The following is a 25,065-nucleotide window of genomic DNA, read 5'->3' as shown; positions in this document are numbered from 1 at the left end:
AAGATGAGATTGAATTGGATTACATCTTTTGCTTTGCTCTGTCTGCTTATACTTGCAGGCTGTGGTAAAGACAAAGATCAGAGGGATGCTGAGGTGGATAAATTTGTTGATGACTTGCTTAGACGAATGACTCTGGAAGAAAAAATCGGGCAAACGGTTTTATATACCAGCGGTTATGATGTTATAACAGGCCCTACAGTTGACCCAAACTACAAAGAATACCTCAAGAAAGGAATGGTTGGGGGTATCTTTAATGCTGTGGGTGCGGACTATACACGTAGTCTGCAAAAGATAGCTGTAGAAGAAACCCGTTTAGGTATACCTCTCATCTTTGGTTATGATGTAATTCATGGACAGCGAACTATCTTTCCTATTCCCCTTGCCGAATCATGCAGTTGGGATCTCGAAGCGATGGAACGTTCGGCAAGAATTGCCGCTTCCGAGGCTACAGCCGAAGGTATAAACTGGATATACGCTCCGATGGTCGATATCTCTCGTGACCCTCGTTGGGGACGTGTAGCCGAAGGAGCGGGTGAGGATGTTTACTTAGGTTCATTAATTGCAGCAGCACGTGTGAAAGGGTTTCAAGGAGACAATCTATCGGCTGTAAATACTGTAGTTGCATGTGTGAAGCATTATGCAGCTTATGGGGCGACTATGGCAGGGAGAGATTACAATACCGTGGATATGTCTCTCAATGAACTGTGGAATACATATCTTCCTCCATTCAAGGCTGCACTCGATGCCGGATGTGGTACGATAATGACCTCTTTCAATGATTTGAACGGAATACCAGCCACGGGAAATAAATACTTGCTGAAGGACATTCTTCGTGATAAATGGAATTTCAATGGATTTGTAGTTACAGACTATACTTCTATCAATGAAATGATACCGCACGGATATGCTAACGATGAGAAGCATTCTGCTGAAATAGCGATGAATGCGGGTGTAGATATGGATATGCAGGGTGGTGTGTATATGAATCACTTGAAAACTCTTATAGAGGAAGGAAAAGTCTCGGAAAAAGATGTGACCGAGGCGGCTCGGGCAATTCTGAAAATAAAATATAAGTTAGGACTGTTTGAAGATCCGTATCGATATTGTGACGCCAACAGAGAGAAAACCGATATTCTCACGCCTGCAAATAAAGAAGCGGCTCGGGACATGGCACGCAAATCGATGGTTCTCTTAAAGAATGACAAGCAAACTTTGCCATTGAAAGAAAATAAGCGGGTTGCATTGATTGGCCCTTTGGTGAAAGATAAGTATGAAATATTGGGGTGTTGGTCTGCAATGGGAAATCGTGATACGATTCCCGTAAGTGTGTATGATGGTTTGGTTGAAGCCATCGGTAAAGACAAAATCTCTTATGCTAAAGGCTGCGATATACAAAGTGAAGATACAAAAGGGTTTGCCGAAGCTGTTAGAGTAGCTTCCGCTTCTGATGTTGTGGTGATGGTAATGGGCGAGTTTCATAATATGTCGGGAGAAAATAATTCCCGCACAAATTTATCACTTCCCGGTGTTCAAGTGGATTTACTCAAAGCGATAAAAAAGACCGGAAAGCCTGTAGTTCTTGTTTTGATGAATGGACGGCCGTTGACTATAAACTGGGAAAAGGACAATCTGGATGCAATCTTAGAGGCTTGGTTTCCCGGTACAATGGGAGGCGCAGCTATTGCTGATGTGTTGACAGGAAAATACAATCCGTCTGGGAAACTAACAATGACATTCCCTCAAAATGTAGGACAAATTCCTTTATTTTATAATCATAAAAATACGGGTCGTCCTTATGATCCCAATGTTCCTCAATTTGCGTATGGATCTCGTTATTGGGACGTTTCTAACGAACCTCTTTATCCATTTGGATATGGACTGAGCTATACAACATTTACCTATTCAGACTTAACGTTATCGTCAAAAGAGATAACAAAAGAAAATCCGCTTAAAGTAAGCGTAAAACTTACCAACTCGGGCGAATATGACGGAGAGGAAGTTGTACAGCTATATACTCGCGATTTGGTAGGAAGTGTTACCCGCCCTGTGAAAGAACTGAAAGGATTCAAAAAAGTATTCTTAAAAGCCGGAGAGTCTAAAGTAATAGATTTTACCTTGTCGGTGAATGATTTGAGATTCTATAACTCACAGCTTGAATATGTCTACGAGCCGGGAGATTTCCATCTTTTTGTCGGAGGAAGTTCCGATACGAAATTAAAAACAGAATTTACATTAAAATAGAAACATGAAGAAACTTATTACAACTGTTTTGCTTGGGTGTACCCTAATCGCTAATGCACAGCAGAACCAAAACACAAAGATGGATCGCTTTATAGATGATCTGATGAGTAAAATGACTATTGAGGAGAAAATAGGTCAGCTCAACTTGCCGGGTTCGGGAGATATTGTTACAGGACAGGCAAAGAACAGCGATATTGCAGGCAAGATTAAAAAAGGGCTTGTCGGAGGCCTTTTCAATATAAAAGGCGTTGAAAAAATAAAAGATGTGCAACGTGTTGCCGTTGAACAAAGTCGTTTAGGTATTCCTCTTATTTTTGGGATGGATGTTATTCACGGATACGAAACGGTATTTCCAATTCCATTGGGATTATCTTGCTCGTGGGACATGGATGCTGTTGAAAAATCAGCACGCATCGCAGCGATCGAGGCCAGTGCCGATGGTATCTGCTGGACATTCAGCCCGATGGTTGATATATCAAGAGATCCTCGCTGGGGGCGTGTATCTGAAGGCAATGGCGAAGACCCTTACTTGGGCGGGCAAATAGCCAAAGCTATGGTAAGAGGTTATCAGGGGGTAGGAGACAAAACGTTTACGACTAACAATCAGATTATGTCGTGTGTAAAGCATTACGCACTGTATGGAGCAGGAGAAGCGGGACGTGATTATAATACGGTAGACATGAGTCGCCAACGCATGTATAATGAATATTTTTACCCATATCAGGCAGCAGTAGATGCGGGAGTAGGTAGCGTAATGGCATCTTTCAACGAAGTAGATGGGGTTCCTGCTACGGGCAACAAGTGGTTGATGACAGACGTTTTGCGCAAACAATGGGGATTCAATGGGTTTGTGGTAACAGACTTTACAGGGATCAACGAAATGGTAGATCATGGTATCGGCGATTTACAAACCGTATCGGCTCGTGCTCTTCGTGCTGGTATCGATATGGATATGGTTGGAGAAGGTTTTCTTACAACTTTGAAGAAGTCGTTAGATGAAGGGAAAATAACCGAAGCAGATATAAATAGGGCATGTCGTCTTATCCTTGAAGCAAAATATAAGTTAGGATTATTTACCGACCCTTATAAATATTGCGATGTGAGCAGGGTAAAGAAAGAGGTATATACACCCGAACATCGTGCTCTTGCCCGCAAGATAGCGTCAGAAAGCTTTGTTTTGCTTAAAAATGAAAATGTGTTGCCATTGAGTAAAAAGGGTACGATTGCCGTTGTTGGGCCATTAGGAAATACCCGTGAAAATATGCCCGGAACATGGAGTGTAGCGGCAGATTTCAATAAAGCGACAACAGTAGTTGACGGACTAAAAGCGGTAGTTGGCAACAAAGCGAATGTAGTATATGCAAAGGGTAGTAACTTAACTACCGATCCGGTGCTGGAACAAAGAGCAACTCTTTTTGGAAGAGACTTGCAACGTGATGGCCGTACAGAAGAAGAATTAAGAAATGAAGCATTACAAATAGCCAAAAATGCGGATGTAATTATAGCTACATTGGGCGAATCATCAGAGTATAGCGGCGAGTCGAGCAGTCGTTCCGAAATAGGCATTCCTGATATTCAACAACGCTTGTTAAAGGAGCTATTAAAAACAGGAAAACCTGTCGTTTTAGTCTTGTTTACAGGCCGTCCGTTGACTCTTACATGGGAAAATGAAAATGTTCCTGCAATACTCAATGTGTGGTTTGGCGGAACTGAAGCAGCCTATGCTATTGGTGATGTACTGTTCGGAGATGTAAATCCGAGTGGAAAGCTTACTACCACATTCCCTCAGAATGTAGGGCAAATACCATTGTATTACAATCATAAAAATACAGGTCGCCCATTAGCTGATGGTAAATGGTTTGAAAAATTCCGCAGCAATTATCTCGACGTATCAAACGATCCTTTGTATCCGTTCGGCTTTGGACTTAGCTACAGTAATTTCGACTATAGTGATGTGAAACTTAGTTCGACACAGATAGATGCAAATGGGGAACTGACTGCAAGTGTAACAGTAACGAATAAGAGTAAAGTAGACGGAGCGGAAGTGGTGCAACTATATATTCGCGATGTTGTGGGAAGTGTAACCCGTCCGGTAAAAGAACTGAAAGGTTTTGAGAAAGTTTTCATCAAAGCGGGAGAGTCTAAGACAGTCAACTTTAAGATAACACCCCAAATGTTGAAGTTCTATGACTATGATCTTAACTTTGTATTCGAGCCCGGAGACTTTGATGTGATGATCGGGGGCAATAGCCGTGATGTTAAAAATGCAAGATTTACGTTGAAATAATGAATCTTATGAAAATAATACAGGCTATTTTTGTTTCCGGACTTGCTCTCTGTCTATTAAACTGTGCTAATAATAAAGATAAAAGTGTAGCAGAGGAAGCTTCTGCAATATCTGATGAAGCATTAATAGATACGGTACAGCGGAAGACATTCCAATATTTCTGGGATGGGGCAGAGCCTACTAGCGGCATGGCTCGTGAACGTTTCCATGTAGATGGAGACTATGGCAAATATGACAAAAATACGGTAACATCAGGTGGTAGTGGTTTTGGGATACTGGCTATTATCTCCGGCATAGAGCGAGGATATATAACCAGAGCACAAGGCCTCGAGAGATTTAATAAAATAGTTGGTTTTCTCGAAAAAGCAGACTCTTTTCATGGTGTGTTTCCTCACTGGTGGAATGGAGAAACCTGTAAAGTAGTAGGCTTCAGTGATAAAGACAATGGTGGAGATTTGGTGGAAACATCATTTCTTTTTCAAGGGCTTCTTGCTGTGCATCAGTATTATATAAACGGAACAGAAGAGGAAAAAGCTCTTGCGGCACGTATTGATAAACTTTGGAAGGCTGTAGACTGGAACTGGCATCGCAATGGTACAAACCAATTGTACTGGCACTGGAGTCCTGAGCATTCTTGGGAAATGAATTTCTCTATACATGGTTATAATGAATGTCTTATAACATTTATTCTTGCCGCTTCATCTCCTACTCATGGTGTTCCTGCTGCTGTTTATGAGGAAGGATGGGGAGAAAATGGAAAGATTATCGGCCCGCATGAGGTAGAAGGTTACAAGTTGAATATGCGTTATCAGGGTACAGAGGTAGGGCCTTTGTTCTGGGCACATTATTCTTTCTTAGGCTTAGACCCAAGAGGACTAAAGGATAAGTATGCAGATTATTTTGAAGAAATGAAAAATTATACGCTGATAAACAGAGCGTATTGCATTCGAAACCCAAAAGGATATAAAGGTTATGGTGATGACTGTTGGGGGCTGACTGCCAGCTATTCGGTAAAAGGATATTCGGCTCATGAGCCAACCGAAAAAGGAGATCTTGGGGTGATTACGCCTACTGCTGCACTATCTTCTATTGTATACACTCCCGAAGAATCAATGAAGGTGATGAGGAAACTCTATAGCATGGGAGATAAATTGATGGGGGCTTATGGCTTTTATGATGCCTTTAGTGAAACAGACAACTGGTACCCTCAGAAGTATTTGGCGATAGATCAGGGTACAACTGTGGTAATGCTCGAAAATTACCGAACAGGATTATTGTGGAATCTGTTTATGAGTCATCCGGATGTGCAAAGCGGATTGAAGAAACTGGGATATGAATCCCCTCATTTGAAGTAATGTGTTATTTTAAGATATGAAAAGATTAAGTATATTATTGTTATTTATTACAGCGACTTTCTGGCTGTCGGCGCAGCAAAAAACATATTGTAATCCTATCAATATTGATTATGGATATGGTCCTATTCCCAACTTTCTGACTTGGGGAAAGCATCGTGCCACGGCAGATCCTGCAATTGTGAATTATAAAGGAGATTACTATCTGTTTTCTACCAATCAGACAGGGTATTGGTGGAGTAGCGATATGTCTGACTGGCATTTTGTATCACGTCATTTCCTTACTCAAGAGGCTATTGACAATACGCCAAACAAGTGGGACGATCTTTGTGCTCCTGCAGCATGGGTACAAGGCGACTCGCTCTGTGTATTCGGTTCTACTTATTCTCGTCTTTTTCCTATTTGGGTGAGTACCAACCCCAAGGGGAATGAGTGGAGTAAAGCCGTAGAACGATTCGATATCGGGGGCTGGGATCCGGCTTTCTTTGTTGACGATGACGAGCGTCTTTATATGTATAATGGCAGTAGTAATGTATATCCATTGTATGGCATAGAGCTCAATCGCAGCAATTTTCAGCCCATAGGAACACGCAAAGAACTCTTACTGCTTGATGATGAGCGGATCGGTTGGCATCGGTTTGGAGAACATATGGATAATACTTTCCTAAAGCCGTTTATGGAAGGTGCATGGATGACAAAGCATAATGGAAAATATTACCTGCAATGGGGTGGTCCGGGTACTGAATTCAGTCACTATGGAGACGGTGTAGCAGTCAGTGACAGTCCTCTAGGATACTTTGAGCATGTATCTCTCCCGCTAAGTATGAAGGCCGGAGGTTTTATAAGAGGTGCTGGACATGGAGCTACATTTCAGGACAATTGGAAAAACTACTGGCATACTTCTACAATGGTGATCAATGTGAAAAATAACTTTGAGCGTCGTGTTGGTATTTGGCCTGCCGGATTCGATAAAGATGATGTGATGTATTGTAATACTGCATTTGGAGATTATCCTCACTATTTACCAAATGGTGAAGCAGATCACTTGCAGAGCCGATTTACAGGCTGGATGCTGTTGAATTATAATAAGCCGGTGCAAGTATCATCTACTCTTGGGGCTTTTTATGCAAATAATATAGTAGACGAAAATGTGAAAACATATTGGAGTGCTCAGACAGCGAACAAAGGAGAATGGCTGATCTCCGATCTGGGGCAAATTTCTACTGTACATGCCATACAGATCAATTATGCCGATCAGGATGTAGAGCTTATGGGTAAGCAAACAGGAACATGTCATCAGTATATGGTTTATTATTCTTTGGATGGGAAGAAGTGGAGCGTGCTGATTGATAAGAGTAAAAATCAGAAAGATGTGCCTCACGATTATGTGGAGTTGGCAAAACCTGTTGAAGCTCGTTATCTGAAGCTTGAGAATATACATATGCCAACCGGTAAATTTGCAATATCAGGATTCAGAGCCTTTGGATTAGGAAAAGGAGATAAGCCCAAAGCAGTGGAAGACTTCATTGTCTTACGTTCAGACATGACAGACAAACGCAATGGATGGCTGAAGTGGAAGCCTGTAGACGGAGCTTATGCTTATAATATATACATCGGACAACAGCCTGATAAACTGTATAACAGTGTAATGGTATATAATGTAAATGAATACTATTATGCGGGTATGGATAAAACAAGGCCTTATTATTTTGCGATAGAGGCAATTAATGAGAATGGCACATCTGAGTGGACTAGGGCTCAGGCTTTATAAAGGATTTTTTGGTAGTTTTAGTTGTAACTAAAAAACACTCGTAGTGATTTATGCACTACGAGTGTTTTGTTTTTAGATGAAATGAGAATATTGTATTGCTATTCTGAATATTTTATTCGAAGCTATCAGCTTTCCCAATATTTTTCTATTTCTTCTAATGTTTTTCCTGTTGTTTCAGGCACTAGTTTCCATACAATCAGAATATAAGGAACACACATCACCGCAAAAAGTATAAATGTGCCTTCGGGACGCAGATTGTGTAAGAACCAAGGCGTTAATTGTCCAATCAGATATGTGCCTATCCATAAAGAGAATCCGGCGATTGACATAGCCAGACCACGCACTTTGATAGGATACATTTCGGATAATAACACCCAAATAACAGCACAAATAGATACTGCGCAGAAAAAGATGTATGCAAGGAAGAATATTAATAGGAATATATTTGATATACCCAAATCATTCCCTTTGATGAAATAAAACGCAATAAGAACAAGGGAAACGATCATGCCCGATACTCCATAGTAAACCAGTTTTTTTCGTCCTACTTTGTCGATAATAAATATGGCCAGAATTGTTGTTAACATGTTTACTAATCCTACAATCACCTGATAAAATAATGAGTCATCTCCTGACAAACCGCTACTCTCAAAAATAGAAGGACCATAATAAAGAACGGCATTCACTCCCATAAACTGTCCTAACATGGCTATCGCTACACCTATAAGCACAGCCTTCATTATACCGGGTTTAAGAAGTAATCGCCAATTTGATTTGGTTTCACTGCCTACTACTCTTTTTGTTTCGTTCATTTCATGTATTGCCGACTCTGTAGAACCATAGATGTGTGCCAAAATAGACTTAGCCTTTGTTTCTTGATTTTTTAATATTAGCCATCTCGGACTTTCCGGAATGAAGAAAATTACAATAAAGAATAATATTGCAGGTATAGCTGCCATACCAAGCATACCTCGCCACACTTCGCTATGAAATATATGATACAATGTTGGGTTGGTGAGTTGCTCTGCTCCGTTTACCGAATAATTAAGCAGCCCGTAGTTTACCAGATATGCACCTAAAAATCCTACAGTTACTGCTAACTGATACAGTGAGACTAATCGCCCTCTGTATTCGGCAACTGAGATTTCTGAGATATAAAGCGGAGAAATAATCGATACCACACCGATACCTATGCCTCCAATAATGCGAGCTATTACCAAATGATCGAAATCGGATGAGATGGCACATCCAAAAGCTGATATAGTGAAGAGGATAGCTGCTACTAATAGTGTTCTTTTACGACCAAAATTATCACTGAGAACCCCTGCGCTCATTACTCCGAGTATAGAGCCCACAAGTGCACAGCCAACATACCAGCCTTGAGAAAGAGAATCTAACGAAAATTGTGCCGACACCTGCGCTATTGTTCCTGATATTACAGCAGTGTCGTACCCAAAAAGGAAACCTCCTAATGCTGCAACAACAGATAAGAAGCTGATGTACCTTATATTTATACTAGAATTCATAAAACTAATTTTTGTTATTATTTTATATCAAAATATTCTTTATACCTGTTATATAAATGTCCAGCCTGAGGATATGCTGACTGTGGACTCATAAAATGAGAAAACTCGAAAGTGATGGCTTTGTCATAATTGGCACGCTTGGCAGCTTCGAGTTTCATCCTAAGTTTATCAAACTTGATCGGTAAAAATTTGATCGGCATATCTCTGTCAAAGGTTTCTGCATTTGTCCAGCATTTCAATCCGTATTTGTCTGCCAGTTTCTTATTCACCTCAAAGAATGCATCAAGTTCATCATAATCGATATGTCCGTCCTGAAAGGCACATGCATCAACAGAGCCTTTTATACCGTCGAATATTTCGCCCCATTCCTTTTCATGTTCTTGTACCGAAACCGATTCGGCTTTGGTTAACTGTCCTGATGCGGACATAACAGCTTTCTTGCCATCTATCCATGGGGAAATAAACGTTGGTAAACCATTCGATACATCTTTGCATTGTTTTCCCATTGCGGAGAAAGCGTCAATAGCCCCTTTTGTTTTCCTGCTTATCTCTCCACTAATATACCAACCTCCGAAACTTTTATATTTTTCTCCATAGCTTTCCCAAACTTCATCTATTACATATTTATTATGTTCTATTTCGGATGAGAGGTCGCCTGTGTCCCAATACTCTCCCGAGTCGTAAAGCCCAAAATAAAATTTCATTCCGTATTTGTCAGCTAATCGCAAATACATGTCTATCAAATCTACTGATGGCATGTAGCATCCTTTTTTCAATAGATATTTCGAAGGATATGTGATAAACTTGCGGTATCCCGAACGAATCAGTATGACGGTGTCGATCCCAATGTTTTTCATGTGTCGAAAATCCATATCCCATTCTTTCTCTCCCCAATTTTGATGAGGTATATCGTGGGATATTTCATCCAAAAAAGTTCCAGTTATTCGAATACCATTTTCTTTGGGTACGATCAGGTTACTATGGATAAAAGTGTCAGCTTCTAATATTTTACTATCTGTTGAGGTTGAGCCTCTACACGAAGTGATTGCCGGAATTGCCATTGCCGAGGCCCCGCCCAGTGCAACCTTTTTCAAAAAATCTCTGCGATTATCTGCTTCCATTATATTACATTTGGTTAAATATATTGTATTTTATTATTCGGGAAGACTTGATGTTTATAAAATAAATATAAGTACTTCGAGATGATTTCAAGGATCATCACGTCTAATAATCCTTTTCTGGTTTTTTTTAATAGAGAAGAAATGTGTTCTTAGCTTTTCAAAAACAAATGTAGTAAATATATTTTTTATATCAATCGTATTTAATAAAAATATTAATTATATGTGTCGTGTATTATTTTTATATTTATTATGTTTGTTTGATGGGTATCTCTCATTTATGAGTCTGGAAAAGGCATTTGCTTTATTGAAGAACGCCGATTAGTAATAGTTAGGTAAAAGTCATTTAATACATAAGGGGGAGAGTTGGAAATAAATGGTTAATAATTTTTTTTAGTATATTTGTTTTCTGCTTAGATATTTCTTTGCAAGAAAAATACAATAATTATCAAAAAGATATGAATATACAGCTGCTTCAGGAGATTGAGAGAGGTACAAAAAGTGCTCTGATTAAGAAGAATATAATAAACTACTATATTCAGAATGGTAGCTCTACGATAACTGAGCTGTCAAAAGAACTGGATTTAAGTATTCCTACTGTAACCAAGCTTATAGGTGAGATGTACGATGATGGGTATATAAATGACTATGGGAAGTTGGAAACAACGGGAGGCAGATATCCTAATCTTTATGGGCTTAATCCTGAATCGGGATATTTTATCGGAGTTGATATAAAGCAATCTGCTGTAAATATAGGTCTTATAAACTTCAAGGGGGATATGATAGATCTGACGATGGGGGTGTCGTATCAGATGCAAAATACTCCGGAAGCTTTAAATAGGCTTTGTAATATAATTCTTGATTTTATAGATAAGCAGACTGTTGATAAGAATAAGATATTGAATATCAATGTGAATATATCTGGTCGTGTTAACCCTGAATCCGGTTATAGTTACAGTATATTTTATTTTGAGGAAAGGCCATTGGCGGATATTATATCCGAAAAATTGAACGGATATAAAGTGACCATAGATAATGATACGCGAGCCATGACCTATGGAGAATATCTTGCAGGCTGTGTAAATAGTGAGAAAAACATCATTTTTGTAAATGTTAGTTGGGGGCTCGCCATCGGTATTATCATTGATGGTAAGGTGTATACAGGGAAATCTGGGTTTGCCGGAGAGTTTGGTCATATGAAAATATATGACAATGAAATTATCTGTCATTGCGGTAAAAAAGGATGCCTTGAGACAGAAGCTTCGGGGCATGCTATGCATCGCCGTTTATTCGAACTCGCTCAAGAAGGAGGTTCTTCTTTGCTGTCGGAGAAGATATTAAAAGGAGATAATGTTACGCTGGATGAAATTATAGCTGCAGTAAACAAAGAGGATGTTCTCTGTATAGATCTTGTAGAGGAGATAGGGAGAAAATTGGGAGAGCAAATAGCCGGATTGATTAATGTCTTTAATCCTGAGATGGTTATAATAGGGGGGACTGTATCTATGACCGAGGATTATATTATGCAACCTATCAAAACTGCGATACGAAAATATTCTCTAAACCTTGTAAATAAAGATTCAACGATTAGTATCTCGAAGCTGAAAGATAAAGCCGGCGTTGTAGGGGCATGTCTGTTGGCACGTACAAGGTTGTTTGAGATATATTGATTGATATTGTAGTCAAAATATTCTATATCTTGCTGAAGTAGAGATACTCTATCAAGTAAAAAGAAACCGAAAAGCTTTTAAATACACTTCTGTGATTTAAAAGCTTTTCGGTTTTTGTATTTATTCTCTTTAAACAAAAGAGGTCGCTTGGGCTTACATTTTTATCTTATCTTTTTTTGACTCCAATTATATATAGAGCTTGATATTGGAGCGATGAAAATATTTCTGAAAGGGTAATTTGCTTCCTAAATTCTAAATCTTAAAACAAACTTAATAATAAAATATTTAATTATATATTGTGTATTTAATAAATATATGTATATTTGTCTCGTTGTATTAATAAAATATGGTTAACTGAAGAGTCTATATTGTAAACAAATCCCTTCTTTTATTATAATATAGATATAATAGTAAAAACATACACTCAGATATAGTAAACAGAGAAGCTTCTATAGATATTGAAATTAATATTTTATAAATAGGTATTGAAGAAAGTATTTAAAAAGGAACATGATGAAATTTCTACTCAAACAATCATTTATTGGTATTTTATATTTGCTCGGGTTTAATCTGACCTTGCAATCGCAAGATATAATAAAGGGGCAAATAAAATGTCAGGGAGAAAAACTCGCAAATGTAGTTGTATCTAATGGCTACGACTTTACCCTTACTGATATAGACGGTAATTATTCCTTACCGCAAAATGCCAATGTTAAGTTTGTATATATATCAACTCCATCCGGCTATTTGCCACAAACGAAAGGAAGCATTCCTTGCTTTTTTCAGAATATAGAAAGTTCTGATAAAGCCTATGATTTTGATCTGATAAAGAATTCCCGGAACGACAATAAACATACTTTCATCGTTCAGGCAGATGTTCAGGTGTCTAAAGAAAAGGACATAGAAGGATATGTACAATACTTAAAAGATCTTCGTCAATATATTGATCAGAAAAAGAAAAACAGTGACGTTTTTGTTTTAGACTGTGGAGATATAGTAGGTAATACTCCATCATTATACCCTTCATATATTCAGGCTTCGGATGCTTTAGGGCTTCCATTTTATAGGAGTGTTGGTAACCATGATATGGAATATGGTGTACGCTCTCATGAGCATTCATACAAAACTTTTGAAAATTTCTTTGGCCCGATATATTATTCTTTCAATAGAGGAAAGGCACATTACATCGTTCTCAACAACTGTTTTTACATTAATAGGCATTACCGTTATATAGGATATATAGACGAACGCACCTTGCAATGGATAGAGAAAGACTTATCCTATGTTCCCAAAGATCATCTCGTATTTGTGGCTATGCATATTCCTTCCAGCTCAACAAAAGATATAAAATTCAATGCCTTATTGCCCGATGAAACCAGTAATGCTTCCAGCCTTTATGATCTCTTAGAAGGTTATGATGCTCATATATTTTCAGGACATACTCACTACAATGGTAATGTTGTGTTCAATAACAGACTAATGGAACATAACACTGCTGCTGTATGCGGGACTTTCTGGAAAGCAGATATATGTACAGACGGAACCCCTAGCGGTTGTGGCGTCTATGAAGTAGAAGGGAATAAAGTTATATGGAAATATAAGAGTATGGGATACCTTGATACATATCAGTTTAAAGGATATCCAATTGCTTCTTCTGAAGATTATCCTGAAGATATTATTGCAAATGTTTGGAATTGGGATGAGCTGTGGAAAGTAGAGTGGTACGAAAATGGTAAATATATGGGAACAATGAACCACTTCGAAGGATATGATCCTGAAGCTAAAATTATTTGCTCGGATAGAGAACGGGTAGAATATGATTGGATAACACCGATCAAAACGGATCATTTGTTTAGGGCAACTCCTATAGATAAGAATGCAATGATTGAAATAAAGGTAACAGACCGTTTTGGAAATATATATAAACAAAAAGTTTCTACTGACAAACACTAACAGATAATCTAATTATAACAGCTAAAATATGAAAAGCTCAAATAAACTAGTTGCCTATAACATTGATGTTGAAGATATAAATATGTATAAAATTATGAATTTTAAGGAATTAGCAGATCTTTATAAAGAAGAATTGTTAGAAAATGTTCTTCCCTTTTGGATAAAACACTCTCAAGACAAAGAGTTTGGTGGATATTTTACATGTCTTGACCGCGAAGGTAATGTCTTTGATACTGACAAATTTATTTGGTTGCAAGGCCGTGAAGTTTGGATGTTCTCAATGCTTTACAACAAAGTGGAAAAACGCGAAGAGTGGTTGGAATGCGCTATCCAAGGGGGCGAATTTCTTAAAAAATATGGTCATGACGGAAATTTCAATTGGTATTTCTCTCTCGATCGTGAAGGCAACCCTTTGGTTGAACCTTATAATATATTCTCGTATACCTTTGCCACAATGGCTTTTGGTCAGCTCAACCTTGCTACAGGCAATGAAGAATATGCAGATATAGCCCGCAAAACATTTGAGGTAATTCTTTCCAAAGTGGACAATCCGAAAGGTAAATGGAACAAGCTTTATCCCGGTACTCGTAACCTCAAAAACTTTGCGCTACCAATGATTCTGTGTAATCTGGCTTTGGAGATCGAGCATCTACTCACCGAAGAATATCTCAATAAAGTAATAGATAGTTGTATCCACGAAGTGATGGATGTGTTCTATCGTCCTGAACTCGGTGGAATCATTGTAGAGAACGTGCTGGATAACGGAGATTTATCCGATTCCTTCGAAGGTAGATTGATGAACCCCGGGCATGCTATAGAGGCAATGTGGTTTATAATGGACTTGGGTAAGCGATTGAATAGACCCGAACTAATAGAGAAAGCGAAGAATACAACTCTGACAATGCTCGAATATGGTTGGGATAAAAAATATGGAGGTGTTTTTTATTATATGGATCGTTTGGGTTATCCGCCTCAACAGTTAGAATGGGATCAGAAACTCTGGTGGGTACATATCGAATCTCTTATTTCCTTACTTAAAGGATATCAACTGACCGGAGATATTAAATGTCTCGAATGGTTTGAAAAAGTGCATGCTTATACATGGGAACACTTTAAAGATCACGAACATCCCGAGTGGTTTGGATACCTCAACAGGCAAGGAGAAGTATTGCTTCCGCTGAAGGGAGGTAAATGGAAAGGATGTTTTCATGTTCCACGCGGCTTGTACCAATGTTGGACCGTTTTAGAAAGTATTCTGAATCAAAAATAAACATTAGTAGCATAATGAAAAAGATAATAGTCGTTGGCAGTTCTAACACAGATATGGTGGTAAAATCCTCCCATCTTCCCGGCCCAGGGGAAACCGTACTCGGCGGAAATTTCCTAATGACTCAAGGAGGCAAGGGGGCTAATCAAGCTGTTGCAGTAAAAAGGATGGGAGGTAATCTTATATTCGTAGCCCGATTGGGTAATGACCTTTTTGGAGATCAAACGATAGAGGTCTTGGCAAAAGAGGGAATTTGTACAGAATATATTACTCGAGATAAGATGCATCCTTCGGGTGTTGCCTTAATAAATGTGGACGAAAAAGCCGAAAACACGATTGTTGTTGCTTCCGGAGCCAACTTACTATTAGACAAATCAGATATCGACAAGATCGAAGGTGAAATGAGTGAAGGAGATATTCTTCTTATGCAATTAGAAAGTCCTATCGCCACAGTAGAGTATGCAGCAAAAAAAGCTTTTGAAAAAGGGATGAAAGTCATACTTAATCCTGCTCCCGCTCAGCACTTACCCGAGTCTTTATTTAATTACTTGTATATGATTACACCCAATCGGATCGAAGCAGAAATGCTCACAGGTATAAAAATTAATAATGATTCGGATATTGCTCTGGCTGCAGAAAAACTAAGCAAGAAGGGGGTGAAAAATGTAATTATAACCTTAGGTTCAAAAGGATGTTTCGTAAGAGAAGGTAATAACTCTTACAGTGTAGACTCTTTCGAAGTGAAAGCTGTAGATACCACGGCTGCCGGAGATACCTTCAATGGAGCATTGTGTGTAGGCATAGCAGAAAATATGCCACTTAAACAAGCTGTAAAGATGGCTTCGCAAGCCTCTTCAATAGCTGTAACGAGAATGGGCGCACAGTCGTCTATTCCTCACCGAAGCGAATTAGTATAACTATAGATATCAACATGATGGATCGACGCAATTTCTTAACAACTTTAGGTGCAGGAGCCGCCGGAATGTTGCTTCCTAATATAAGCTTAGGAAGAACTTCTATAGAATCTGCCGGTATATCACAGATCAAACCGATAGCCGGTTCTTGGTTCGAATTTCAGCATCCCGGAGGAAAGGAAGGTGTATACTGGGATAACGATTTAAGGAACTTTACGGCTCTTCAGTGGCGTGAGAAAATCCGTGAGATTAGTGAAACCGGCATGGAATATCTCGTTATGATGAATGTTGCTGCTCATGGGCTGGCTTTTTATGATAGCGAGTTAGCACCGAAGTTTAAAATGGGCTGTGATGATCCTATCGAAACGGTTTTGGCTGCCGCCGATGAGTTTGGCGTTAAGTTTTTTGTCAGCAACGATTTCTGGTCTATCGATCTTGATGCTCTCAAGATGATGACAGATAAAGAACTGGGCAAAAAGCGAGCTAAATGTATGGAAGAAATATTTGCTAAATATGGTCACCATAAGAGTTTCTATGGCTGGTATTTCCCTAACGAATCGTGGCTGGAACCATATTTCGGAGAATATGTTATTCCTTATGTGAACGAATGTGCCCTGATTGCAAAGTCGATGAATGCCAATTGTGTTAATCTAATTGCTCCTTATAACATTAAAGCTCAGAAATGTGACGACACCTTTGTTAAGCAACTTGAAGACCTTGATATAGAAATAGTAGCCTATCAGGATGGTGTAGGGGTAGGTGCTACAAAGTTAAGTGACTCTGCACGTTTCTTCGAAAATTTAAGTAAAGCTCATCAAAAAGCAGGACGCTCAAAAATATGGGCAGACATGGAACTCTTTTACTTTGAGCAAACAACCCATGGAAGTTTAATTGCTGCCGATTTCGAAACCCGGATTATTCACCAAATGGAGGCTATTTCTCCTTTTGTAGAGAAAATTCTGGTTTATCAGTATCTGGGTATAATGAACAAGCCGGGCTCTCTGGCTCATGCCGGTTTGCGCGACGAAACAGTAAGATTGTATAACCAGTATATGAGCTGGTATAAAAAGCAAAACTTCAAACGGTGAAATATATGAAACGAATATTTGCAATTATAATCTCAATTCAGTTTTTCACTTCTCTTTGGGGACAAACCCCCGAATTTATATTGCCATCTATTATTAGTGATCATGCTGTAATGCAACGCAACTCGGAGGTAAAACTCTGGGGATGGTGTCCCGGTGCATGGGATTTGAAAATTGTATGTAGCTGGGCACCACAAGACACTATACATGCAAAGTCGAACGAATATTGTGCATGGGAAGCTTATATACAAACTCCGGATCTCACAGGTCCGCATAGTATTCGTTTCTATGGTTGGGAAAACAAATTGGAGAGGGAGATTAATGATATCTTAATGGGTGAAACTTGGCTATGCTCCGGGCAGTCTAATATGGAGTACTTGATGAGTTATCCTGTATTAGATGCGGGAGATATTACAAAAGCGATAGAAAATAAAAATCTGCGTTTCTTTAAAGTATCTAAAGCTACATCCAAATATCCGGTTGAACGGATTGAAGGAAAATGGGTCGTTTGCTCCCCCGATACCTATAAAGACTTTAGTGCGGTTGCTTTCTTTTTTGGGCAACACCTTAACGAAAATCTAAATATCCCGATAGGACTCATCGGTTCATACTGGGGAGGTACTTCAATAGAGCCGTGGATCGATCAATTCAGTTTCAACCATGAGAAAGAGTTATACGCCCTATCACCAAAGCAACATCCTGAGAGTTGGACACCTACGGCAAATTCTTCTATTTATAATGCAATGATTCATCCTGTTAAAAATTATACCATTGCCGGGGTCATCTGGTATCAAGGGGAGGGGAATAACGAACGTGCTGCAAGTTACGGTACATTGCTTGATGGTATGATAAGAGGCTGGCGAAACGAATTTCATCGTTACCTTCCATTCTATTTTGTGCAAATAGCTCCATGGAATGGTTATGCAGACAAAAATGCGGCTTATCTGCGAGAGCAACAATCCGATGTTGCAGCTACACTAAAAAATACAGGAATGGTTGTTGTTGGTGATCTGGTAAACGATATATCAGATATACATCCGAGTTTGAAAAAACAGGTCGGAGTGCGCTTGGCAAATATGGCGCTATATAAAACTTATGGTAAAAAAGACATAAAACCTTATTCACCTCAACTAGACTCGATACGTATAGAAAAGAATAAAATTGTTGTGGCTACAACTGCCATCGGAAAACTTACTTGTAAAGATAAAGTTATACGAAATTTCGAAGTTGTAGATAAAGAAGGAAATATATATCCTGCTGATGCAAAAATAGAGAAGAGTGGTGAGATAAGTGTATCCTCTTCCAAAATAAAAGAACCCATAGCTGTGCGCTACTGCTTTGCGAATGATGCTATCCCCAATTTATTTGATATTAACGGGTTGCCTTTGGCGCCATTTAGAACAGACAGAAAAAAATGAAAAAATATATACTTTTTATATTTAGCTGGCTAATATGCTTTTCAGGTTTCGGACAGGTTACAAATTTAAAATTTAACAACGGTAAATTTAAAATTGTACAACTAACAGATCTACACTGGGTAGAAAGTGAATCTTATAAGCACAAAAATGACAGTACTTGTAACTTGATTCGAGAAGTTATTCGCTTAGAGCATCCGGATCTTGTTATTCTCACCGGGGACATTGTTGTGTCATCGAGCGCATTACAGGCTTGGACGAAGCTAGCAGATCTCTTTGCCAAAGAGAAAACCTTTTTTGCCGTAACCTTCGGAAATCATGATGATGAAACAGATATGACTAAATCTGAAATTCTAAATTACCTGCGCACTGTTCCTTACAACCTGACTTATGATGCAGAAGGGGGAAAGCTTTCAGGATCGGGTAACTGCGCGCTTCCTATTCTGTCTTCTGACGGACGGTCTGAAAAATGGGTACTCTATCTGTTAGACTCTCATAACTTATCAAGTGATAGGTCCTTCGGATACTATGACTGGATTAAACACGACCAGATAGATTGGTATCGAAAAACAAGTGATGAGTTTACCAAACGTAATAATCACAAGCTTCCTTCGCTGGCTTTTTTTCATATACCATTGACAGAGCATGAAACTGCAAGATGGTCATATCGCGAATTTGGTGAAAAGCAAGAAGGTGTAGCCGCATCAAATGTAAACTCCGGGTTGTTTTCCTCTTTTATCGAAAAGAAAGATGTGATTGGAGTCTTTGTAGGACACGACCATAACAATGATTATATGGTTGACTTAAACGGTAATATAGCACTCGCTTTTGGACGCAAAACAGGTTACCCTGCGGCTTACACCGAAACTCTTAGTAGAGGAGTGCGTGTTATTAATCTGTTCGAAAACGAAGCCAGATACGACTCTTACATAAGAGACCTTAAAGGAACTTACACCCACTATACATTCGAGCAAAAGAATGAAGGTTCTGGTATTCCTCATTTTAATGGTTCTTTTATACAAGAATCGCTTGTTCTCAATTGGGATGATAGCCGTTGGGACAAGGAGATGCAGATGCTTAAAGAAGGCGGAATGAAATACCTTATTTATGCGCCGGCATTGCTAACAAATGAACAAGGTAAGGTTTCTTCCACTTATCCTTCTACTCTAACAGCTAAAAAGAACCAAAATAATACATTAGAGAATTGCCTTCGTAGTGCTCAAAAAAATGGGATACGAGTATTTGTCGGGTTGAATTTTAACGACAGATGGTGGAAAGTCGATTATGATGCGAGTTGGCTGATTGGGCAGATGGAGATAGGAAATAAAGTGGCTGAAGAACTGGTTGCCTTATATAAAGAAAAATATAACGATGCCATGTATGGTTGGTATTGGGTTTGGGAGGTTGATAATTTAAATTGTATGACAGCAGAGCGTCAGTCCATTTTGGCACAGGCATTAAATACAAACTTAGATTACCTTACTAAGATTACACCCGATATGCCTTTTATGCTATCCCCTTTCATGAATCATAAGGTAGGCGGAGATGCTAAGGAATATTCGAAAATGTGGAAAAATGTATTCGAACAAACACATTTTCGAATCGGAGATATTTTCTCCCCTCAAGATTGTGTTGGAGCTGGTGGTCTCAATCTTGATAATTTATCAGAATGGTTCCAAAACCTGAGGGAAGCAGTCAATAGTAAACCGGGTCTGAAGTTTTGGGGAAATATAGAAACGTTCGATCAGCGTTATTGGACAAGTGCACCACTTACACGTGTAAAGAAGCAACTAGATATTGTAAATGGATATGTAAGTAATATTATCTGCTTTGCATACAGTCACTATAATAGTCCTTATGTCGTAAACCCGGAATACCATCAGGCTTATTTACAGTATTGTAAAGACGGCAAACTACCTATAATAAATAAACCTCAAAGTGTATCTAATGTGAGCTTTCAGAAAGTGTCGAACGGAATCGAAATCAAATGGATTCCAACAGAATTTAAGTCTGTAGATGGGTTTAATATTTATAGAGATGGCGTGTTGATAAAGAAACTTCAGATATATCAAACCCGAACTCCGCTGTCTTTCATCGATAAGGATGGGAATGTAAACAATGTATACGAAGTTTCGACTTACAATATTATGGAAGACGAATCTGAAAAAAATAAAGCAAAATAATTAAATATTAATTTCTTAAATGAATAAGATTGAAATTATGAAAAACACACTTCTTCTCATCTGCATTTGTTTTGTTGTTGGATTGGCAACAGCTTGTAGCTCTGCTGTTACTCAGTCCTCAGTTCCATCGGAGGTCTCTATGACCAAAGAGGTATTGGCAGACAAAATAAAAGGAGGTTGGGCAGCTAAAACGATTGGCTGCACGTACGGAGGGCCTGTGGAATTTATACACAACGGCACTATAATTCAGGATTATACTCCGATTAAATGGTCGAAGGACAGGGTGAAGCATTATTTTGATACTTTCCCGGGACTCTATGATGATCTATATGTAGATATTATTTTCGTTAATGTATTTGAACGTTTAGGTTTACAAGCACCTGCCGATTCATTTGCTGTCAGTTTTGCCAATACAGAGTTCCCTCTTTGGCATGCCAATCAGGTGGCCAGATATAATATCAAACAAGGTATTATGCCACCACTGTCGGGACATTGGTTGAACAATCCGCATGCAGATGATATTGATTATCAAATTGAAGCGGACTTTGCCGGTTTAATGACTCCCGGAATGCCCAATGCGGCATCAGAGATATCTGATAAGGTAGGACATATTTTTACCTACGGAGATGGATGGTATGGAGGAGTATATACCGGGGCTTTGTATTCTATGTCTTTTGTTTCAGACGATGTGGAGTTTATTGTGACTGAGGCTTTAAAAACGATTCCCGAAAAGAGCGACTTCTATCTCTGCATGAAAGACATTATAAACTGGCACAAACAATATCCGAACGATTGGAAACAAACATGGTTTGAATGCCAAAAAAAATGGTCTTCGGAAGTGGGGTGTCCCGATGGAGTATTCTTGCCTTTTAATATTGATGCAAAAATCAACAGCGCTTATGTCTTGATCGGTTTATTGTACGGCAAGAAAGATTTCTTTTCTACAATGGATATCGCAGCTCGCTGCGGGCAAGACTCTGATTGTAATGCAGCAACGGCAGCAGGAATTTTAGGTACAATTTTGGGGTATTCCAATATTCCTGAATCTTGGAAAGAAAGCCTTTCTGAGATACAAGACAGACCATTTGCATATACCGATGTATCATTGAACAAATTGTATGACCTAGGTCTAAAACACGCTTTGCAGGTAATCGAAAAAGAAGGTGGTAAAGTAGAAAATAATCAAATCACGATTAAAACTCAGAAACCTGTCGCTGTAAAATATGAAAAATCTTTCGAAGGTCATTTCCCTGTTGAAAAAATGGAAATTAATGCAACATTAAAAGATAAGCTTGATTTTACTTTTAATGGGATCGGTTTTGTCCAAAAAGGTTATGTGAAATGCACAGATGAATCGTATGTAGCGAAAGTAGAAATGTATATAGATGGAAATCTGATTGAAACAGCAAATCTCCCGGTGGCAAAAGCGACTTCTATAGATAACCGCAGAGTAGATCTATTTCACAGATACCAATTACCAAAGAGTACACACAATGTAAGTTACAAGTGGCTTAATCCACGCAATGATGCACAGGTCTATTTCGGAGAGGCTCTTATCTATTCAGATCAATCGAATCAATTAACCTATAAATAAGCAGTTATGTATATTGTTGAAAATTATGGATTAGCTGTAGCCTTATGTTGGGTGACAATGTTTTGTTGGGGTTCTTGGGGTAATACACAAAAACTTGCGGCTAAAACATGGCGGTACGAGCTGTTTTATTGGGATTATGTTATCGGTATACTTCTCTTTTCTTTGGTATGGGGACTAACATTAGGTAGTTTCGGTGAAAATGGAAGAGGATTTGTAGAAGATTTGCTGCAGGCTAGCCCCGACTATCTCTGGAGTGCGTTGCTTGGGGGTGTTATATTCAATGCTTCTAATATACTGTTGTCATCGTCTGTATCGCTCGCCGGTATGTCTGTTGCATTTCCGGTAGGTGTAGGCTTGGCTTTGGTATTAGGGGTATTTGTCAATTATTTCAGTACACCTAAGGGAGATCCTGTCGTTTTATTTTTAGGAGTATTTCTGATCGTTTTGGCTATCATCTTTAATGGATTTGCATCAAGCAAGGTTGCCAAGGCTTCATCAGATCAGGGCGTTCGAAAAAAAGGAATCGTGATTGCTATCTGCGCCGGTATACTGATGTCGTTCTTCTACCGTTTTGTTGCAGCGTCTATGGATCTTGAAAATTTGGAGGTTCCAACCAGTGGTATGCTGACTCCTTATTCAGCTCTGTTTGTGTTTGCAATAGGAATCTTTGTCAGCAACTTCCTATTCAATACCCTTGTCATGAAGAAGCCATTTGTTGGCGAGCCTATATCATTTAGCCAATACTTCAAAGGCAATATGAAAACCCATCTGATAGGTCTTCTTGGCGGAGGTATTTGGGCTTTGGGTACTGCGTGCAGTTATATTGCCGCAGGAAAAGCAGGACCAGCCATATCTTACGCACTGGGGCAAGGAGCAACAATGGTTGCAGCCTTGTGGGGACTATTTGTATGGAAGGAATTTAAAGGAGCACCAAAGTCTATCAACCTATTACTCACAGTGATGTTGATTCTCTTTATTTCAGGTTTGGTGCTGATAATTTTATCTGGTGGTAATTAAACTTTTTATTAATATAATATAAACTATTATGAGGCAAAATTTTTGTAAAGTTGTAATTGCATTACTGGCAATACTTGCGATACTGCCGGGTAACACATTACATGCAGATAATGGTGTGCCCAATAAACAAAAAAGTGAGAAAAATGATAAAGCAGCTGTAGGTGTACAACCTATTATCGGTACGTGGATAAATTTAGCATATAAAGATGTTAGGAACAAATATACAAATCCTCAAAATTTTGATAATACCAGCCCTAAGCTATGGGAAGCTAAAGTACGAGAATTGTCGGCTATGGGTATTGAGTATTTAGTCTTTATGGAGGTAGCCAATGAAGGTAAAGCCTATTATCCATCAAAACTGATGCCTTGGTTGTACGATAAGAGCGTAAAGAGTCCCGTAGAAGCCATCCTTGATGAAGCTGCAAAGCATAACATGAAAGTATTTATGAGCACAGGATGGGCAAAAGATCAGGATGATAATTTGCTTGACCCAGAGATTAAAAAACGTCAGCTTCAGATAATGGAAGAACTGGCAACTCTATACAAAAATCATAAAGCTTTTTACGGTTGGTATTTGCCTGTAGAAGATTGCTTATGTCCGATATTTGCCGAACATGCTGTACTGTCTGTGAATACATTGACAGAAAAAGCAAACGCATTGACACCCGGAAAGAAAACATTGATTTCTCCCTATGGAATAGGACTATCCGAATTCGATAATCCCGATTATGAGAAGCAATTGGCAAAACTCAAAGTGGATATCATTGCCTATCAGGACGAAGTGGGATGCGTACGAGACAAGTTTACACTTCCACGATTGAAAAAGAACTGGCAAAGGATGCGTGATATTCACAATAGATTGAATATAGAACTTTGGGCTAATTGTGAAACTTTTACATGGGAGGAAAAAACCAATGACCGTAATTCAGCCTTGACTCCCGCAGCTTATTCCCGTTTACTGTCGCAGCAAGTTGCAGCATCTTCCGCCCATGTCGATAAGATTATTTCATTCATGTTTGGAGGTATTATCGAAGATCCAAAATCACCCTTTCAGTTAGGTCAGCCTGTTTGGTCTAACGAACTATATAATAATTATATGGCATGGAAAAACGGTAGCACATACTGGAAGCTATTTGAAGCGGCTTTGCAAGAAAAGTTGGAAAACTCAGCTACTCCTCAAATGATAGATGATACAAGATTGAAAAATCTCCTTGACGGACAAGTTGCAGAAGAGAATAGCTTGGATAGCCGTTGGGTAAAATTTGAAAAAGGACATCACGAAATAGTTGTGGATTTGCAGAACAAAACCAAGATTGAAAAAATCTTGATGCGGAGCCTCAACTACAATCAGGAGGAAATAGGAACACCATATAAAGTTTACGTCTTCACCTCCAATGATGGAGTAAAATATCAACTCGCATCTATCAAAGACGCACCATACTTCCCAAACAACAAGCATGATGCTTGGATTGATGGAGTACTATTCGACGAATTGAATGAAAATGCACGATACATCAAAGTCGCTTTCGACGCCCCTCAGAAAGTATATGTTGATGAATTATTTATTAATCCGAAAATCAGATAAAGTATGAATGTCTCAGAAAAAACCACGGTATGGGGAAGAAGTCACCCATACAAATACGAAACGAAAAAATCATTGAACTATTAAACT

Annotated in this window: 16 protein-coding genes; 14 read left to right on the top strand and 2 right to left on the bottom strand. The window is 38.8% G+C overall.

Annotation, left to right across the window (positions count from 1 at the left end):
- Positions 1-3: 3 nt before the first annotated feature.
- From bglX (HMPREF9456_RS12530) to HMPREF9456_RS12515, 4 genes are read left to right on the top strand one after another with little or no spacing between them, the layout of a single operon-like run.
- Positions 4-2,241: a beta-glucosidase BglX gene (gene bglX / locus HMPREF9456_RS12530; protein ID WP_006843908.1), complete on the top strand. Its 2,238-nt coding sequence runs from the start codon at positions 4-6 to the stop codon at positions 2,239-2,241.
- Positions 2,242-2,245: 4 nt separating this feature from the next.
- Positions 2,246-4,528: a beta-glucosidase BglX gene (gene bglX, locus HMPREF9456_RS12525; protein WP_006843907.1), complete on the top strand. Its 2,283-nt coding sequence runs from the start codon at positions 2,246-2,248 to the stop codon at positions 4,526-4,528.
- Positions 4,529-4,536: 8 nt separating this feature from the next.
- Entirely contained in the window at positions 4,537-5,883 is a 1,347-nt protein-coding gene (locus HMPREF9456_RS12520; protein WP_006843906.1) for a glucoamylase family protein, read from the top strand.
- A gap of 16 nt (positions 5,884-5,899) precedes the next feature.
- Entirely contained in the window at positions 5,900-7,651 is a 1,752-nt protein-coding gene (locus tag HMPREF9456_RS12515) for a family 43 glycosylhydrolase (RefSeq protein WP_006843905.1), read from the top strand.
- A 125-nt stretch (positions 7,652-7,776) separates the two neighbouring features.
- Here HMPREF9456_RS12515 and HMPREF9456_RS12510 read toward each other — a convergent pair whose 3' ends face one another.
- Together HMPREF9456_RS12510 and HMPREF9456_RS12505 are read right to left on the bottom strand one after the other, a co-directional pair.
- Positions 7,777-9,177, bottom strand: a complete 1,401-nt coding sequence (locus HMPREF9456_RS12510) for a sugar porter family MFS transporter (protein WP_006843904.1) — start codon at positions 9,175-9,177, stop codon at positions 7,777-7,779.
- Between the two features lie 17 nt (positions 9,178-9,194).
- A complete protein-coding gene (locus HMPREF9456_RS12505) occupies positions 9,195-10,298 on the bottom strand; it encodes a DUF4434 domain-containing protein (protein WP_006843903.1) in 1,104 nt (367 codons plus the stop codon).
- Positions 10,299-10,753: 455 nt separating this feature from the next.
- On the opposite strand from HMPREF9456_RS12505, the gene HMPREF9456_RS12500 reads away from it, so the two are divergent.
- From HMPREF9456_RS12500 to HMPREF9456_RS12455, 10 genes are all read left to right on the top strand, one after another.
- On the top strand, positions 10,754-11,965 hold the full coding sequence (locus tag HMPREF9456_RS12500; RefSeq protein ID WP_006843901.1) for an ROK family transcriptional regulator: 1,212 nt from the start codon (positions 10,754-10,756) through the stop codon (positions 11,963-11,965).
- Between the two features lie 513 nt (positions 11,966-12,478).
- Positions 12,479-13,918, top strand: coding sequence for a calcineurin-like phosphoesterase C-terminal domain-containing protein (locus tag HMPREF9456_RS12495; RefSeq protein WP_026177112.1), 1,440 nt, complete (start codon positions 12,479-12,481; stop codon positions 13,916-13,918).
- Between the two features lie 94 nt (positions 13,919-14,012).
- Positions 14,013-15,188, top strand: a complete 1,176-nt coding sequence (locus HMPREF9456_RS12490) for a n-acyl-d-glucosamine 2-epimerase (RefSeq protein ID WP_026177113.1) — start codon at positions 14,013-14,015, stop codon at positions 15,186-15,188.
- 14 nt (positions 15,189-15,202) lie between these two features.
- A complete protein-coding gene (gene rbsK / locus HMPREF9456_RS12485; protein ID WP_006843898.1) occupies positions 15,203-16,102 on the top strand; it encodes a ribokinase in 900 nt (299 codons plus the stop codon).
- Positions 16,103-16,116: 14 nt separating this feature from the next.
- Complete coding sequence (locus HMPREF9456_RS12480; protein ID WP_006843897.1) at positions 16,117-17,187, top strand: DUF4434 domain-containing protein; 1,071 nt, start codon at positions 16,117-16,119, stop codon at positions 17,185-17,187.
- 5 nt (positions 17,188-17,192) lie between these two features.
- Positions 17,193-18,602 carry a sialate O-acetylesterase gene (locus tag HMPREF9456_RS12475; RefSeq protein WP_006843896.1) on the top strand — a complete coding sequence of 470 codons (1,410 nt, stop codon included), beginning with the start codon at positions 17,193-17,195 and terminating at the stop codon, positions 18,600-18,602.
- Entirely contained in the window at positions 18,599-20,782 is a 2,184-nt protein-coding gene (locus HMPREF9456_RS12470; RefSeq protein WP_006843895.1) for a DUF4434 domain-containing protein, read from the top strand. The genes HMPREF9456_RS12475 and HMPREF9456_RS12470 overlap by 4 nt, the downstream gene beginning before the upstream one ends.
- Positions 20,783-20,819: 37 nt before the next feature.
- Positions 20,820-22,376, top strand: a complete 1,557-nt coding sequence (locus tag HMPREF9456_RS12465; protein ID WP_026177114.1) for an ADP-ribosylglycohydrolase family protein — start codon at positions 20,820-20,822, stop codon at positions 22,374-22,376.
- A gap of 6 nt (positions 22,377-22,382) precedes the next feature.
- On the top strand, positions 22,383-23,393 hold the full coding sequence (locus tag HMPREF9456_RS12460; RefSeq protein WP_006843893.1) for a GRP family sugar transporter: 1,011 nt from the start codon (positions 22,383-22,385) through the stop codon (positions 23,391-23,393).
- A 28-nt stretch (positions 23,394-23,421) separates the two neighbouring features.
- Positions 23,422-24,978: a DUF4434 domain-containing protein gene (locus HMPREF9456_RS12455; RefSeq protein WP_006843892.1), complete on the top strand. Its 1,557-nt coding sequence runs from the start codon at positions 23,422-23,424 to the stop codon at positions 24,976-24,978.
- The last annotated feature ends 87 nt before the right edge of the window (positions 24,979-25,065 follow it).

Origin of the sequence: Dysgonomonas mossii DSM 22836 (genome assembly GCF_000213575.1) — a bacterium.
GTDB lineage: Bacteria > Bacteroidota > Bacteroidia > Bacteroidales > Dysgonomonadaceae > Dysgonomonas > Dysgonomonas mossii.
This window is presented reverse-complemented; position numbering and strand designations above follow the sequence as displayed.